This is a genomic window from Undibacterium sp. GW821-FHT07F11 (genome assembly GCF_059418665.1).
In genome coordinates this window covers 60682-74964 of the sequence record NZ_JBWKQH010000013.1, presented here as the reverse complement: position 1 = coordinate 74964, position 14283 = coordinate 60682, and the positions used below count along the sequence as shown (strand labels likewise).

Here is a 14283-nt window from a genome sequence, read left to right as displayed (position 1 = left end):
AGTACGATTGCGCTTCTTAACCCAAACTCACGTCGCTCGCTACGCTTACTCAGACCTATTTAAAAATTGCTGAGTGTTTAAAGCCGGATGTCCGGCTTTTGTTTTTTAAGCTCTTTGCGTTATCGCAGCGAGTATGCTTTCTGGCACTGACTTGTCGATGTACATGCGTTGGTCGGCGGTTTGCATTAGTTTGTCGGCGCTGCAGCCGTCGGTGGGGAAGAGGGCGCTGCCCAAGGCGGCTTCGACTTCTACGCTGTGGCCTTGTATGGTGCAGGGGCCTTCCAGGATTTTTTTCAGGCGCAGCAGCGTGCTGTCCAGCTGGGATGCCTGGTTGATGCCAAAGGTCAGGGCAACGAATTCATCGCCGCCTATGCGGCCAACGAAGTCGGCGTGGCGGCAGAAGCTTTTAAGGCGTCTGGCGACTTCTTTGAGTAACAAATCACCAGCCTGATGACCAAAGCGGTCATTGACTGACTTGAAATGATTCAGATCGATCAGGATAAAGCCAAAGCCTTGCTGGTTGCGGCCACTCTGGGCGATGGCTTTGTCCAGCATCTCATCAACATGACGGCGGTTTGGCAAGCCAGTCAGGGCATCTTCCCTGGCCATTTCCAGTATGCTTTTCTGGGCGCGCAGATTGCAGCAGACGCTGACGCCATAAGTCCAGCCCAGCAGGCACAACACCACGATCAGATAGATGAAGTTCAGTAATGGATGTTTGGCAAGTTCTGCATTGTTGTTAGAAATAAAAGCCAGATGCCAGCGCATGATGAAACCGGCTGCCATGATGATGAGGGAAATTGCCCCTATGCAGGCTGCCAGCAAGTCCAGGTCGCGGGTTTTCCAGATTAATATAAAAGCCGTGCTCAGCATCAGGCTGGCTGCGATAACATCGTGGAACAGATATCGGCGTATCATGTCGTCCCGGTTGAGGAATGCCAGCAAGACAAACGCCGGGATCAGTACCAGACCCCAGCGCCAGCGTATCTGGGATGGATAACCGCGAAAACGCAGGGTGCCTTCCAGCATCAGGAGGGTGGTGGTCAGGGTCAGGGAATTATTAAAGGCGACGATCAAAGACATCGGGATGTCGATGACATTGATCAGACGTATCAGTAAAAAGGCCGGTGCGATCATGGATGCAGCTGCAGCCCAGACGCCAGTGCCGGGTATGTCACGGTTGATATGCCAAACCGCCAGCATGACCAGCATGGAAATCACGCTGATGCAAGCAACCACTAAGTCTAGCGTAGCACGATCCAGATTGACCATAGGGGGACCTGGTTGTAACTTCTGGTGAATTCAGTCAGAAACCAATCCGCTTTGCTTGCATGTAAGGCGGCAGCGAAGCAGAACATGCAAAACCATATTATGACGCAAACTTATGCAAACATACGTGACTAAAACACATCACCGGCAGCCTGATAATGTTGCCATTATTGGCGGTGGGCCAGCCGGTTTGATGGCGGCAGAAACCCTGGCTCTGCGAGGTATAGCTGTCGATGTCTATGATGCCATGCCTTCGGTAGGGCGCAAGTTTTTAATGGCAGGCAAGGGGGGGATGAACCTTACACATTCTGAAAATTCTGTCTCTTTCATGACACGGTATGCCGAACGCGAGGCACAACTGGCACCCATGGTAGGGCAGTTTGATGCCACGGCCTTGCGTGCATGGGTCAAAGGCTTGGGTATCGAGACCTATGTCGGCAGTTCAGGCCGCGTGTTCCCGGTTGATATGAAGGCCGCCCCTTTATTGCGTGCCTGGCTCCATCGCCTGCGCCAGCAAGGTGTGCGTTTCCATATGCGGCATCGCTGGCTGGGTTGGGATGAGCAAGGTCAATTGCGCTTTGCCACGCCAGATGGCGAAATCTGCCTGCCCGCACGGGCTCAGGTATTTGCGCTTGGTGGCGGTAGTTGGGCCAGGTTGGGTTCGGACGGCGCATGGGTGAACTTGCTCAGGCAGCAGGGACTGGATGTTGCAGACTTGCAGCCAGCCAATTGTGGCTTTGATCTGGACTGGAGCACATTTTTCAAAAACAAGTTTGCTGGTCAGCCAATATTGACAGTTGCTGCCAGGGTGCAGGGTGGTAACCAGCCTATGCGCAAGGGGCAGTTTGTTATTACCGCAACTGGCGTCGAAGGCAGTCTGATTTACGCACTGTCTGCTGCACTGCGTCAGCAATTGCAACGTCAGGGCAAGGCAGTACTGGAGCTGGATTTGCTGCCGGATACGCCCATGGAAAAAGTACTGGCTGAACTGGAACATCCGCGGGGTTCACGCTCTCTGCCCAGCCATTTGAAAAGCCGTCTGGGTCTGGATGCATTAAAAACTGCCTTGCTGCATGAATGTCTGGATAAAACAAACTTTGCCCAAGCCAAGCTATTGGCGCAGGCTATCAAGGCTTTGCCGGTAGTGTTGCAGTCTACCCGTCCTATAGACGAAGCCATCAGCAGTGCTGGCGGCCTGCGCTTTGAAGCACTGGATGAAAACCTGATGGCGGTGCAGCATCCCGGCCTGTTTTTTGCAGGTGAAATGCTGGACTGGGAAGCACCGACGGGTGGCTATTTGTTGACAGCCTGTTTCGCTACCGCCAGGGTTGCGGCAGCGGGCGTCGCTAACTGGCTGGCGCAGAATGCAAAGGAGTTGAAAATGAGTTGAAATAGTTTCTGCTGGCAAGCGCAGAAATCGGTACAATAATAGTTTCCGCGCCGCATCATTTTATTCTGTCCATGAATTTGCATTTCAGGTATTTGTCCGTATGAGTGATTCCCGCAACGCTGCGCGCGCCAACGTTACGTGGCGCGGTGCTATACAGGTGCTTCCTGGTCAGATCGTGCCAGCCAAGATAGTCAACTTTACTTCAGGCAGCATACAAATGCAGTGCAGCGCTGTCCTCAAAGAAAAGCAGACTTACCAGATGATGATGGAAGTCCCCAAGCCCGGTGACGCTTCACAACGCACCCAGGTAGTCTGCAAGGCAACCTGCATTTATTCCATACTGAGCGGCAATGAGTATCGCGCTGCCATGAAATATTTTGAAGTGCCAGCACAGCATGCAGCCTTACTTGCTGAATGGCACGGTTAGAACTCACCAGCTAAATAGACACACTGAGCACACGGACTTTGCTTGTGATATAAACAGGTTTTGTTTTATTTTGCCTGCGCATCATGTCTAAAGATACTGCCTTACCTGAAACCGCCCAGCGCGTTGCCCAATTGTTGCATAGCCTGGGGCACGATCAAACTGTCGTCATGTTGCCGGAAACCGGCAAAACTTCTGCCGAGGCCGCTGCCGGTCTGGGTTGCCAGGTGGCAGAAATCGCCAAATCCATCGTCTTCCGTCGCTTGCTTGATGATGCTGCCGTCATGGTCGTTGCCAGCGGTATCAACCGTGTTGATGAGAGCAAGGTAGCGGCTATCGTCGGCCCCTTGGGCAAGGCGGATGCCCGCTTCGTCAAGGAAAAAATCGGTTATGCCATAGGTGGGGTTTGCCCTATCGGCCATCTGGAAAAAACTGTCATGCTGATAGACGAAGATTTGCTGCAATATGCGCATGTGTGGGCAGCTGCCGGTCATCCTCATGCGGTATTCAAACTGACGCCTGCGCAATTGAAAACAATGACCGGCGCGCCCGTCGCTGATGTGGCTTTGCGCGCATGAATATCCTGTATGAATTTGACCCTGCCCAGTTTGTCATGAAACCCGGGGCGACCGTACCTTCACCCTGCGTCAATATTTGCCGTATGGATGACAAGACCGGCCTGTGCACGGGCTGTTATCGCAACATCGATGAAATCATTTGCTGGAGCAAGGCCGACAATCACAAGAAACTGGAAATCTGGGATCTGGTACAGCAAAGAATGCTGCCTTGAGTGTTTGAGGAAGAAAGGGTAATTAATGAAACAACTGGACTGGTATTTCGATTTTATTTCTCCCTTTGCTTATTTGCAGAGTGAAATGCTGGGACGTTTGCAAGGCGTAGAGCAGATCAGTTACCGTCCAGTTTTATTCGCTGGCCTGCTCAATCATTGGGACAACAAAGGCCCGGCAGAGATTGCACCCAAGCGCCAGTGGACTTTTGAGCATTGCGCCTGGCTGGCACACAAACATGGCATTCCTTTGCGCATGCTGCCCGAGCATCCTTTCAATCCCCTGCCTTTATTGCGCCTGTGTCTGGCTCTGGATAGTACCGAGGCCGTCGTACAGAGACTGTTCCGCTTCGTCTGGCGTGACGGTCATATACCGGCACAGGCAGAACACTGGCAAGCCTTGCTGGACGAGTTGCAGGTGACGCCTGCCATGCTCGATGATGTCGCTGTCAAAGATGCGCTAAAACGTAATGGCGAACTCGCCATTGCCGCCCGCGTGTTTGGCGTGCCAACTGCGGTAGTCGATGGCCGCTGCTTCTGGGGCTTCGATAGCACAGACATGCTGCAAGCTTATCTGCAAGGTGATGCTTTCTTCGCATCAGCAGAATTGGCTGCTGCGCAAACCATGCCCTATGGTCAGCAACGCAAAGTAGCAGGCAAGGCATGATGCAACTGCCTGCCAGCATGCAAGTCTTTGAGCGGGGCTGGCTGTCCTCGAACAATATCCTGTTCATTGATGAACAACAGACAGCTCTGGTGGATAGCGGTTATCTGAGCCACGCACCGCAGACTGTGGCATTGATGCAGCAAGCTCTGGATGGTCGCAAACTCGATTTGCTGGTGAACACTCATCTGCATTCTGATCATTGCGGTGGTAATGCCAGCTTGCAGCGCCTGTATGGCTGCCGTACCCTGATCCCCGTGGCCGACACAGCTGCAGTTGCAGTCTGGGATGAAGAGGCTTTGACTTATGCCGCCACTGGTCAACGTTGCGAGCGCTTCAGCTTTGACGCGGCAATACAGCATGGCGATGAGTTGCAACTGGGTGGCATGCAATGGCAGGTATTGTCTGCACCTGGCCATGATCCACATTCCATGATCCTATATTGTGCACAGGAAGGCATACTGATCTCTGCCGATGCCCTGTGGGAAAATGGCTTTGGCATTATTTTCCCCGAGCTTGAAGGTGAGTCCGGTTTTGCTGAACAAGCTGCCATTCTGCAAGTCATACGCGAACTCCAGCCGCGTATTGTCATCCCCGGCCATGGTCCGGCGTTCGGCAATGTAGAGGCGGCTTTGGCACGTGCAGAGTCCCGCCTCGCTTATTTGCAGGCAGACCCGCGACGTAATGCCCGCAATGCCGTCAAAGTCATGCTGGCTTTTATCTTGCTGGAATTGCGCCAGCTCAGCCTGGACCAGGCCCTGAATCAGCTAGGCAAGACCCGCTGTTTTATTTCTTCGGCACGTGTGCTTGAATTGAGTGCTGATGTCCTGATACCGCAAATTGCGGCAGAGCTGGTTGCTGCAGGTGCTGCTACGCTGGAAGCGGATGTGCTGACCAGTAGCCGTTAGGCACAAGCAGTCATGCCTGTACATACAGCAGAAAAGAAACTCAGGGGCATACCCCGCCGCTTGCGTGCCCTGCATAAATGGTCGGACTCTTTCCAGGATAATTTTCCTGCAGCCGCAGAACTGGCAGAAAATACATGCTACTGGAATTGGAAAATCCCTGCCGATTGGGCCATGCTGGAAGGCAGGCAAAGTACACAGTCGACGAAGCGCGAAATTGCCCTCCTGTTATTGCAAGCCTGCGAACACTTGATCAGTGCCAAACCAGCCTGGGCCAGTTCTTACCGGGTGACTTGCCTGATCTGCCTGCCACAGATGTTTGCCAGCGAAATTTGTATCTACCTGGATGAGGCTTACTTTCAGAGCAAAATTTCAGTGTCTGCTGCAGATACGAAGTTAAGCGCAAAGCGCATCCACGACACCAGCCTTAGTCAGATATGGCAATTACCACTTTCAGGAAACATGAACGAAATCGGCATGCAGTTCTGTCATGCTGAGGATGACTTTGCTGATGTCAGCCAGTACTGGATGTTTGGCGAATTGAGTTGAATACGACAGCTTGTCGATACGCTTTTTAATGTTATTTGAAACAGGAATAAAATTTTATGTTGCACCACATTTCTTTGGGCGTACGCGATCTGACCTTGGCAGGTGCATTTTATGATGCTGCCCTCGGTGCCTTGGGTTACAGGCGCGTGTTTGAGGACGATACCGCCCTGGGTTATGGCTTGCATGACGATGAAGATATCTTATGCCTGAAATTAAGACCGGATGCCAGCCCACCGGGCCCAGGTTTTCATCTGGCCTTTACCGCAGTGACGCGCACAGCAGTTGACCAGTTTCATCAGGCGGCGCTAGCCATAGGTGGCAGCGATAATGGCGCACCGGGTTTGCGTCCTGACTATGGACCTTATTACTACGCTGCATTTTTAGTTGATCCTGATGGTCATCACATCGAAGCGGTGACCAAAACTACAGAATGAAATATGAGTATAGCTGTACAGATACGGCCTGCCACGCAAGAGGATGCGCTTTGCCTGAGCATACTGGCGACACAGGTTTTTCTTGATACCTATGCGACGACAGGTATACGTCCGGCGATAGCCAGGGAAGTGCTGCATTCATTTTCGGTATCCGCTATCACCAGTTTGCTGGATCAGAAAGGCACTTTCTTTCATGTTGCAGAGCATGACGGCCATCTGTTGGGATTTTCTCAGGTCACAATCGGAGCCAGACAGGGACTAATTATTGCCACACATCCTGCCGAACTCGACCGGCTGTATGTGCAGGAACCCTTTACCCGCATGGGGCTAGGTAGCCTGCTTTTACATGCATCTGAAACCGGCGCGATACAGCGTGGTGCCGACCTGATGTGGCTGACACCCTGGGTGCATAATGCCAGGGCATTGCAATTTTATGCCCGACAGGGATATGCAGACATTGGCAGCACAAGTTTTTTCATGGATGGCGAAGCACACGAAAATCGTGTGCTGTGCAAGCAATTGAGCTGATACATCAAGATATTTTCAGGATAAACCAGAAATTTCTTTGCGACCTTTTCCTGCAAATCCGTCTATACCTGTGTAACACCACACACATTGTTTTTATAGACAGGAGTAAGAAATGAAACGCTTTCATGTACATATCGCCGTAGATCACCTGGACCACAGCATTGCTTTTTACACGCAACTGTTTGGGCAGGTACCAGCAAAGCAGCAGACAGATTATGCGAAATGGATGCTTGATGATCCTCGCATCAACTTTGCCATTTCCACACGCGGCCATGTACCTGGCCTGAATCATTTTGGCATGCAGGCTGATACGGCTGAAGAGCTGGCGCAATTGAAGATACTGGCTGATGCTGCTTCGGGCGCGCAGACCCTGGACCAGGAAGCCGCGACTTGTTGCTATGCAAATAGTAAAAAACACTGGATAGTTGACCCCCAGGGTTTGCCGTGGGAACATTTCCTCACTATGTCAGACGCTGAGGTATTTGGTGAAGACACTGCAACGCAAGACGGCGCTTGCTGCATTCCCTTGCATAAGGAGAATGGTGAAAATGCTATAGAAACTGCTGCCTGTTGCGTCCCCAGGGCAGCCAATGCCGGTAAGGAATCATGCTGCAACTGACACAAAATAGCGAGGATTTGGCGAAAGCATTTGGTGACTTGCAAGCCAGCTTGCGCACTTACCTGCGCAGGCGTATTGCCGATACCAGCCTGGCAGACGATATCTTGCAGGATATCTTTGTCAAGGCCCTGCTGAACAAACGCCAGATTGAAAACCTGACAGGCTGGTTGTATGCAGCTGCCCGCACCACGCTGGTCGATTATTACCGCAGTCAGGGTGTGAGCTTGGAAGAACTCGATGAGAACATGCCTGAACAGCAGGCCGACGACCTGCAACTGCATGCCAGCTTGGCAAGCTGCTTGCAGGTTTTCATCCAGCAACTGCCGGATAAATATCGTGATACCCTGATGGCGACTGAATTACAGGGCCGCAGCTTGCGTCATCTGGCCGACCAGACAGGGCTAAGCTTGTCTGCCATTAAAAGCCGGGCAGCGCGTGGCCGTAGCATGCTGAAGGGCAAAGTACTGGATTGCTGTCATGTAGAAATTCAAGATGGCTTGGTGACGGATTACCATCGCCATGCCGCCACCAGGTGCGGGAAAAAATGCGACTAACTTATTTCCGCGCCACGCTCAGTTAACAACTGTCTGAGTATGGAACGATGGCAGCGGCTCTCATCTTCGCAATAACAACCCACAGAAAAATTCGTCGTCTTTGACATTGCCGCCAGCAAATCCAATACCTTGCTGGCATCTGCCTCATTCATTTCTGCCTTGAAGCTGCGGGTGAAGCTGGCCCACTCGGCAGGCGTGCTGACCGCTTTGCCTTTGGCCATCAAATTTGCACTCGGTGACAAATTAGGTAACCAGACATCGTAATAATTGCGGCTGGCAAATTCTGCTTTGGGTACCCCCCGAGGTGGCCGCCTTACCGTGCCTATGCGCAGACCTTCATCTGCTGCGCGTGCTGTACCCAGCTGGACTATGCGTATGCTCATGTTGTTCCCTTCAATTGGTTGATGAACTATCTGGCAGAACCACAAAGTCTTCGGCATGGGTAGTTTGCCGCATCGCTTCCAATAATTTATCGGGTGGCGTAACCAGTTTGCGCGCATTCAGGTCCAGCCAGCCTGCCAGCGAAGTGACACGTGCCGCCAGTTTGCCCTTGTTGAAAAATTCATTGCGTATCTTGAACCGCCTGCCATCTTCTGACAAACCCGCCAGGCTCAGCGTGACGGTGACTTCGTCAAGCAAGTGAAATTCACGAAAGTATTCGACCTCATCTTTCATGACGACCGGACCTATGCGCAAGCGCATGAACTCGGCCATAGGGAAACCGCAGTCAGCAAAATACATCATGCGTACATCGGCAGATTTATCGAGATACGCTGTGTTACGCATATGGGAATTAAAGTCCATATCGCCCCAGCCTGCTATCAAGGTTTTTTCGTACATGCGGTTTCTCCTTCTATTCCGGTATAGAGATTGTTGCAAAGTTAAACTGGCTCGGCGCCCCCGGCTAGGCGCCCCCGGCTAGGCGCGTCATCGCAGACAGTACTTTAGTACGGCAAGAGGACGCAACAACGCCAGATTAACTTTGCGGCGATCTCTGCTTATCTTGCCAGATTTTTTAAGCCCAACACCTCGATTTTTTCTATGCTGGGTGGACCGGTAAACAATTCCTCAGACTTCGCCATCAATGCCTGGGCGATAGGTCCTTGCAAATGTGCCTGGCGGCCTGCTTCATTTTCAAACGCATCGAATACACCAAATACATTGTCAGATAATTGCAGGGCAAACCAGATAGGTGTGGTGCTTTCCTGGTTAGCCAGGGTCAGGCCCATTTCCAGAAAGGCGGCAACATCGGCGGCTCTGCCGGGTTTGGCTTCAAAACGGGCGAACAGGGCATGCTTGATCATGATTTATCTCCATGTGCTTGAATCTATGTTTGCATCGCAGGATTGCGATGAAGAGAGACTTTACAGATCAAAGGACTTGCCTGATACTGGCGCGATTGACATCTTTGGTATGATTATTGCCATGAGCCTGCCATGAACATCAACATTCTCGCCCTTGATGGCGTTTTTGATACCGGCCTGTCCATCGTCCTTGATGCACTGACGACGGCGAATGAATTGTCGGGCATGCAGGCCAACCCGGCACCGCCGTTCAAGATTTCATTGGTGGGCATGCGGCGGCGTGTACAAACCGCGCAAGGCATGAGTGTAACCGTGGCGCGGGCGGATGACGTGTCAGCACCTGATCTGGTCATCGTTCCTGCGCTGGGTTACAAGATGCCGGATACCTTGATGCAGGCCCTGGCACGCCCTGATGTCAAGGACGCGAGCGCCGCCTTGCGCCGCTGGGCTGATGATGGTGTACGGATTGCCGCAGCCTGCATAGGCACTTTCGTACTGGCAGAAAGCGGAGTGCTCGACGAGCGGGATGCGACTACCACCTGGTGGCTCAATCCCCTGTTCCGCCAGCGTTATCCAACAGTACGTCTGAACACCAGCCACATGATAGTGCAGTCCGGCCAGTTTCTGACTGCTGGCGCAGCCTTCAGCCATATGGATATGATGCTGTGGCTGATACGGCAGAGCAACCCTGAACTGGCAAATCTGGTCGCCAGCTACCTGGTGGTTGATAGCCGGCCTTCACAGACGGCCTATATCATTTCCGATCATCTGTCGCATGCTGATCCCATGGTGGAGCGCTTCGACCGCTGGGCGCGCAGCCATCTTGACCAGGGTTTTAATCTGGATGATGCAGCCGATGCACTGGCGACCAGCAAGCGTACGCTGGCACGGCGTATTCATGAAGTATTGGGCAAGACACCGGTGTCGTATGTGCAGGATTTGCGCATAGAAAAAGCGGTGCATTTGTTGAAGACATCCAATCACAGTGTGGAGCAGATTGCGGGGCTGGTGGGGTATGCGGATGGGGTGACGTTGCGGACTTTGTTGAGACGGAAGTTGGGGAAGGGGGTTAGGGAGATCAGGGTAGGGTGATGAGCTTATGATTATGAGTCTATGCATACTTGCTTAACCGAGCTAAGGACTCTTTGATTTACGGACAATCTAATTTACGTCATTCCAGCGTGCTTTTGGCTGGAATCCAGCGGCGTTCTTAACATACCGTAAAATGCGTTACACATCAGAATTGCGCACTGCTAAGAACTTGATTTTCAAATGCTTTCGTACGTTATTTAAGATTGCGGGCCGGGGGTAGCCCGGCAGCTACTCCCTTTTCTTGTCTCGCCAAGAAAAGGAAGCAAAAGAAGGCGACCCAGGCGTAGCCGCCCCCTGAAGGGGGTTCCCGTTTGTGCAGTACAAAAAATGGGAAGATCCGAAACTCGCCTGCGGCTCAAACAGCAGCTCTTCTTTTTCCATTTTCTGTACTGCACAAACGGCGTGTAGTGGTCTAATTTGCCAGGACAGTGAAATAAGAGGAAACTCAATCACAAAGAGGCCTCAACATGATGAAGAAACACTTCGACACACCGCTCAAACTGGAAGTAGTGAAGATGGTGAAAGAGCAAGGACTGAGTATATCGAGAGTCAGTCAAAGTATGCACATAGGAGAAACGGCGATACGCCGGTGGATGAAACAATACGAAACGGAACTTGATGGAGAGCCGTTAGCAAGTAAGCCACTGACAGCAGAACAACAGCGCATCCGTGAACTGGAGCAAGAGAACCGGCAACTGCGTATGGATGTGACCATCTTAAAAAATGCGTCGGCCTTCTTCGCCAGGGAAATGAAATGAGCTACAGGCTCATTACCCACTTGCAAAAGAAGGCCATTCCGGTCACGCATAGTTGTCGGGTACTGGAAGTCAGCAGATCAGCGTATTACGCCTCGGTACAACGCCATGCGATGCCCCGGATTTGTAGCAAGGAAGTTCATTTGAAAGCGGCTTTTAGTGCCAGTCACAAGTCCTATGGCAGCCGTCGCCTGGTGATGGCAATGCAGGCGCAAGGCATCCGTATTGGTCGTTATCAGGTTCGCAGTCTGATGCGGCAGGCCAGACTGCAGCCAGTCTGGCGACGTAGATTCGTGCACACCACCAATAGCAGGCATAACTTGCCTGTAGCAGAAAACATTCTGGCCAGGCAGTTCAATCCTGTAGCCCCCAACCTGGCTTACGTATCAGATATCACCTATATCCGTACTGAAACAGGCTGGCTTTATCTGGCAGTCGTGCTGGACTTATTCTCACGTAAAGTGGTGGGATGGGCGATGGCACCCAATATGCCAGCAGAACTGGTTTGTGATGCTTTACGCATGGCAATTGGGCAACGCAAACCTGTTTCTGGCTTAATTGTTCATTCTGACCGGGGTTCTCAGTATGCCAGCCGTCAGTATCAGGCATTGCTGCAAGAGTACGGTTTTATTTGCAGCATGAGCCGCAAAGGAAATTGTTGGGACAATGCTGTTGCAGAGCGCTTCTTCCTCAATTTGAAGATGGAACGCGTTTGGCAAGGCAGCTACGCCAATAAAATGGAAGCAAGGCAAGACATCGTTGCTTATATAACGAATTTCTACAACACCACACGTTTGCATTCTACATTGGGATATTTATCTCCCTCTGTCTTCGAACGTCATTACGCCGTAAAAACTCCTATTTCTTTGTCCTGATTTACTTGACCACTACAGCGTCGACACATGGGAACTACAAAAGTCAAAAACAACGTCAAATTCAACAGCAACCCCCAAAGTCAAAAACAACGTCAACACGACCATCACTCATGTATCTTTGTATTGGTTTGATCGACGTTAAGATTGAGATGACTACTCCCTACTTCAAATGATAAGCCGCCTCAGAAAACGAACTCACCGGTGCCAGATCCGCATACTCCGTCGGTCTGCCTTGTTGCTTCGCCATGAAAGCTTCCATCAAATTACTGCTTTGCCAGATGCCAGATTGCAGCCAGCCCATTTGTTGCAGGGCGTCGTGGGTGCTGTGGTCGCGGGCGTAGTGGATGGCTTGTTTGCTGCCCCAGATCGCGACCGGGGGGTTTTCGGCGATTTCTGTGGCCATTTGCAAGGCGGCTGCCAGCATGTTTTCCTGGGTATCAAATACATCATTGAGCAGGCCAACTGCCAGCGCGCGTTGTGCGGGCAGGCGGCGGCCTGTGTAGGCCATTTCGTGGACTATGCCTTCGGGGATGAGCTTGGGCAAGCGTTGTAAAGTGCCGAGGTCGGCGGTCATGCCTATGTTGATTTCCTGTATGCAGAAAAAGGCATCGCTGCTGGCCAGGCGTATGTCGCTGGCGCAAATCATGTCGACACCGCCGCCTATGCAACCACCGTGGATGGCGGTGATGACAGGCATGCGCAGGGATTCGATGAGGTTGAAGGCATGATGCATGTCCTTTAGTGCCAGGGCGATATTGGCGCGACCAACGGCGCTGGCATCGTCCAGTGTGATGCCGCCACCGGCGAAGACATCGAGTGCCATGCCAGCTGTAAAGTGTTTGCCAGTAGAAGAGATGATAAGCACGCGCGCATTCGCCTGGTTTTGCAGGTTTTGCAAAATTTCTGTCAGCTCACGAAAAAACACTGGTTGCATGGTGTTTAGCGTGGCCGGGCGGTTCAGGCGCAGGTGGGCAATTTTATTGTTGATACTGAAGTCAAAGCATTGATAAGTCATGGTGTCTCCACAGGATTTTTATTGGCACGGTAAAATCATACTGGATATATGCAAGAAATCTGTTGTCTGTGCTTCAGCTTAGAGGATATCAACTATGACTCAAGATTCACCTGTACTGCATTCTGCATCACAATCTGCATCACGCCTGCCATCAGCTTTGCAACATCTTAGCCTGCCCGTCATTGGCTCACCCCTGTTCATTGCCAGTGGCCCCAAACTGGTGGCAGCGCAATGCAAGGCGGGCATAGTAGGCTCTTTCCCTGCCCTGAATGCCCGGCCAGCAGAGTTGCTGGATGTTTGGCTGACAGAATTGCAGGCTGAACTGGCAGCACATCAGGAAGCCCATCCCGACACTGTGATAGGTCCGATCGCAGTCAACCAGATCGTCCATCAGTCGAATGACAGGCTGGCGCATGATGTCGAGGTGTGCGTCAAACACCAGATACCCATCATCATTTCTTCCCTGCGTGCACCACCGCCAGAAATGCTGGATGCAATACACAGCTATGGCGGCATCGTCATGCATGATGTGATTTCCATACGCCATGCGCAAAAAGCGCTGGAAGCCGGGGTCGATGGTTTGATCCTGGTGGCGGCCGGTGCAGGTGGCCATGCTGGTGGTCTGTCGCCGTTTGCCCTGGTGGGTGAAGTACGGCGCTTCTTTGATGGCCCGATTGCCTTGTCAGGTTCTATCGCAACGGGTGATGCCGTATTGGCGGCACAAGCCATGGGAGCTGATTTTGCCTATATAGGCTCGCGATGGCTGGCTACGGTAGAATCAAATGTCGATGAAGCCTATCGCCAGGCCATTCTTGATTCTGCTGCTGCGGATATCGTGTATACCAATCTGTTCACCGGCGTGCATGGCAATTACCTCAAAAAGTCCATCATCGCCGCCGGGCTGGACCCGGACAATCTGCCAGTGGCCGACAAGAGCGCGATGAATTTCGGTTCTGGTGGTGGCAGCAAGGCCAAGGCCTGGCGTGACATCTGGGGTGCTGGCCAGGGCGTGGGCCTGATGGATGATGTGCTGACTGTGGCTGAAGTGGTAGCACGTTTGAAATTGGAATACGCTGCCGCTAAAGCGCGCGTATTGTCTTTGTGATCAATTAATTGTCA

General features: G+C 52.1%; 19 protein-coding genes. 14 read left to right on the top strand and 5 right to left on the bottom strand.

The features are described 5' to 3' along the window. Positions 1-105: 105 nt before the first annotated feature. Positions 106-1272: a GGDEF domain-containing protein gene (locus AC07OI_RS27355; protein ID WP_495259357.1), complete on the bottom strand. Its 1167-nt coding sequence runs from the start codon at positions 1270-1272 to the stop codon at positions 106-108. Positions 1273-1384: 112 nt separating this feature from the next. Between AC07OI_RS27355 and AC07OI_RS27350 the strand changes: the two genes are divergently transcribed. The 11 genes from AC07OI_RS27350 to AC07OI_RS27300 all read left to right on the top strand — a co-directional run bounded on the left by AC07OI_RS27350 (position 1385) and on the right by AC07OI_RS27300 (position 8123). Beyond that, positions 1385-2659, top strand: a complete 1275-nt coding sequence (locus tag AC07OI_RS27350; RefSeq protein ID WP_495259356.1) for a TIGR03862 family flavoprotein — start codon at positions 1385-1387, stop codon at positions 2657-2659. Positions 2660-2759: 100 nt separating this feature from the next. Then, positions 2760-3086, top strand: a complete 327-nt coding sequence (locus tag AC07OI_RS27345; protein ID WP_492708600.1) for a hypothetical protein — start codon at positions 2760-2762, stop codon at positions 3084-3086. 83 nt (positions 3087-3169) lie between these two features. Then, positions 3170-3661, top strand: coding sequence for a YbaK/EbsC family protein (locus AC07OI_RS27340; protein ID WP_492708602.1), 492 nt, complete (start codon positions 3170-3172; stop codon positions 3659-3661). Then, a complete protein-coding gene (locus AC07OI_RS27335; protein ID WP_423010149.1) occupies positions 3658-3873 on the top strand; it encodes a DUF1289 domain-containing protein in 216 nt (71 codons plus the stop codon). Before AC07OI_RS27340 ends, AC07OI_RS27335 begins: the two co-directional genes overlap by 4 nt. A gap of 25 nt (positions 3874-3898) precedes the next feature. After that, positions 3899-4537, top strand: a complete 639-nt coding sequence (locus AC07OI_RS27330) for a 2-hydroxychromene-2-carboxylate isomerase (protein WP_492708604.1) — start codon at positions 3899-3901, stop codon at positions 4535-4537. Next, the gene (locus tag AC07OI_RS27325) at positions 4534-5442 is read left to right on the top strand and encodes an MBL fold metallo-hydrolase (protein ID WP_492708606.1); all 909 of its coding nucleotides are present in this window, start codon (positions 4534-4536) and stop codon (positions 5440-5442) included. Before AC07OI_RS27330 ends, AC07OI_RS27325 begins: the two co-directional genes overlap by 4 nt. A 12-nt stretch (positions 5443-5454) precedes the next feature. Further along, on the top strand, positions 5455-5988 hold the full coding sequence (locus AC07OI_RS27320; protein WP_492708608.1) for a DUF3916 domain-containing protein: 534 nt from the start codon (positions 5455-5457) through the stop codon (positions 5986-5988). A 56-nt stretch (positions 5989-6044) separates the two neighbouring features. After that, complete coding sequence (locus tag AC07OI_RS27315; RefSeq protein WP_492708610.1) at positions 6045-6422, top strand: VOC family protein; 378 nt, start codon at positions 6045-6047, stop codon at positions 6420-6422. Between the two features lie 3 nt (positions 6423-6425). Then, entirely contained in the window at positions 6426-6950 is a 525-nt protein-coding gene (locus AC07OI_RS27310; protein ID WP_492708612.1) for a GNAT family N-acetyltransferase, read from the top strand. Between the two features lie 112 nt (positions 6951-7062). Continuing rightward, a complete protein-coding gene (locus tag AC07OI_RS27305) occupies positions 7063-7569 on the top strand; it encodes an ArsI/CadI family heavy metal resistance metalloenzyme (RefSeq protein WP_495259355.1) in 507 nt (168 codons plus the stop codon). After that, positions 7557-8123, top strand: coding sequence for a sigma-70 family RNA polymerase sigma factor (locus AC07OI_RS27300; RefSeq protein ID WP_492708616.1), 567 nt, complete (start codon positions 7557-7559; stop codon positions 8121-8123). Before AC07OI_RS27305 ends, AC07OI_RS27300 begins: the two co-directional genes overlap by 13 nt. On the opposite strand, the gene AC07OI_RS27295 is transcribed toward AC07OI_RS27300, so the two are convergent. The 3 genes from AC07OI_RS27295 to AC07OI_RS27285 form a co-directional block, all read right to left on the bottom strand. Further along, the gene (locus AC07OI_RS27295) at positions 8120-8506 is read right to left on the bottom strand and encodes a DUF488 domain-containing protein (protein ID WP_492708618.1); all 387 of its coding nucleotides are present in this window, start codon (positions 8504-8506) and stop codon (positions 8120-8122) included. The two genes, AC07OI_RS27300 and AC07OI_RS27295, sit on opposite strands and share 4 nt — an antisense overlap. Before the next feature lie 10 nt (positions 8507-8516). Further along, positions 8517-8963, bottom strand: a complete 447-nt coding sequence (locus AC07OI_RS27290; RefSeq protein WP_492708620.1) for a thioesterase family protein — start codon at positions 8961-8963, stop codon at positions 8517-8519. 158 nt (positions 8964-9121) lie between these two features. After that, positions 9122-9427 carry a putative quinol monooxygenase gene (locus AC07OI_RS27285; RefSeq protein ID WP_495259354.1) on the bottom strand — a complete coding sequence of 102 codons (306 nt, stop codon included), beginning with the start codon at positions 9425-9427 and terminating at the stop codon, positions 9122-9124. Positions 9428-9559: 132 nt separating this feature from the next. Here AC07OI_RS27285 and AC07OI_RS27280 point away from each other — a divergent pair, with 132 nt between their 5' ends. Both AC07OI_RS27280 and AC07OI_RS27275 read left to right on the top strand, forming a co-directional pair. Beyond that, the gene (locus AC07OI_RS27280; protein WP_492708623.1) at positions 9560-10519 is read left to right on the top strand and encodes a GlxA family transcriptional regulator; all 960 of its coding nucleotides are present in this window, start codon (positions 9560-9562) and stop codon (positions 10517-10519) included. Between the two features lie 467 nt (positions 10520-10986). Next, a protein-coding gene (locus AC07OI_RS27275) for an IS3 family transposase (protein WP_495259353.1) occupies positions 10987-12149 on the top strand; the annotation gives its coding sequence in 2 pieces (ribosomal slippage) (positions 10987-11227 and positions 11227-12149; 1164 coding nt in all). A gap of 160 nt (positions 12150-12309) precedes the next feature. On the opposite strand, the gene AC07OI_RS27270 is transcribed toward AC07OI_RS27275, so the two are convergent. Further along, on the bottom strand, positions 12310-13164 hold the full coding sequence (locus AC07OI_RS27270) for an enoyl-CoA hydratase-related protein (RefSeq protein ID WP_495259352.1): 855 nt from the start codon (positions 13162-13164) through the stop codon (positions 12310-12312). A 94-nt stretch (positions 13165-13258) separates the two neighbouring features. Here AC07OI_RS27270 and AC07OI_RS27265 point away from each other — a divergent pair, with 94 nt between their 5' ends. Beyond that, positions 13259-14269 (top strand): NAD(P)H-dependent flavin oxidoreductase, encoded by a 1011-nt coding sequence (locus tag AC07OI_RS27265; RefSeq protein ID WP_495259351.1) that lies wholly within the window; start codon positions 13259-13261, stop codon positions 14267-14269. Positions 14270-14283: the final 14 nt, after the last annotated feature.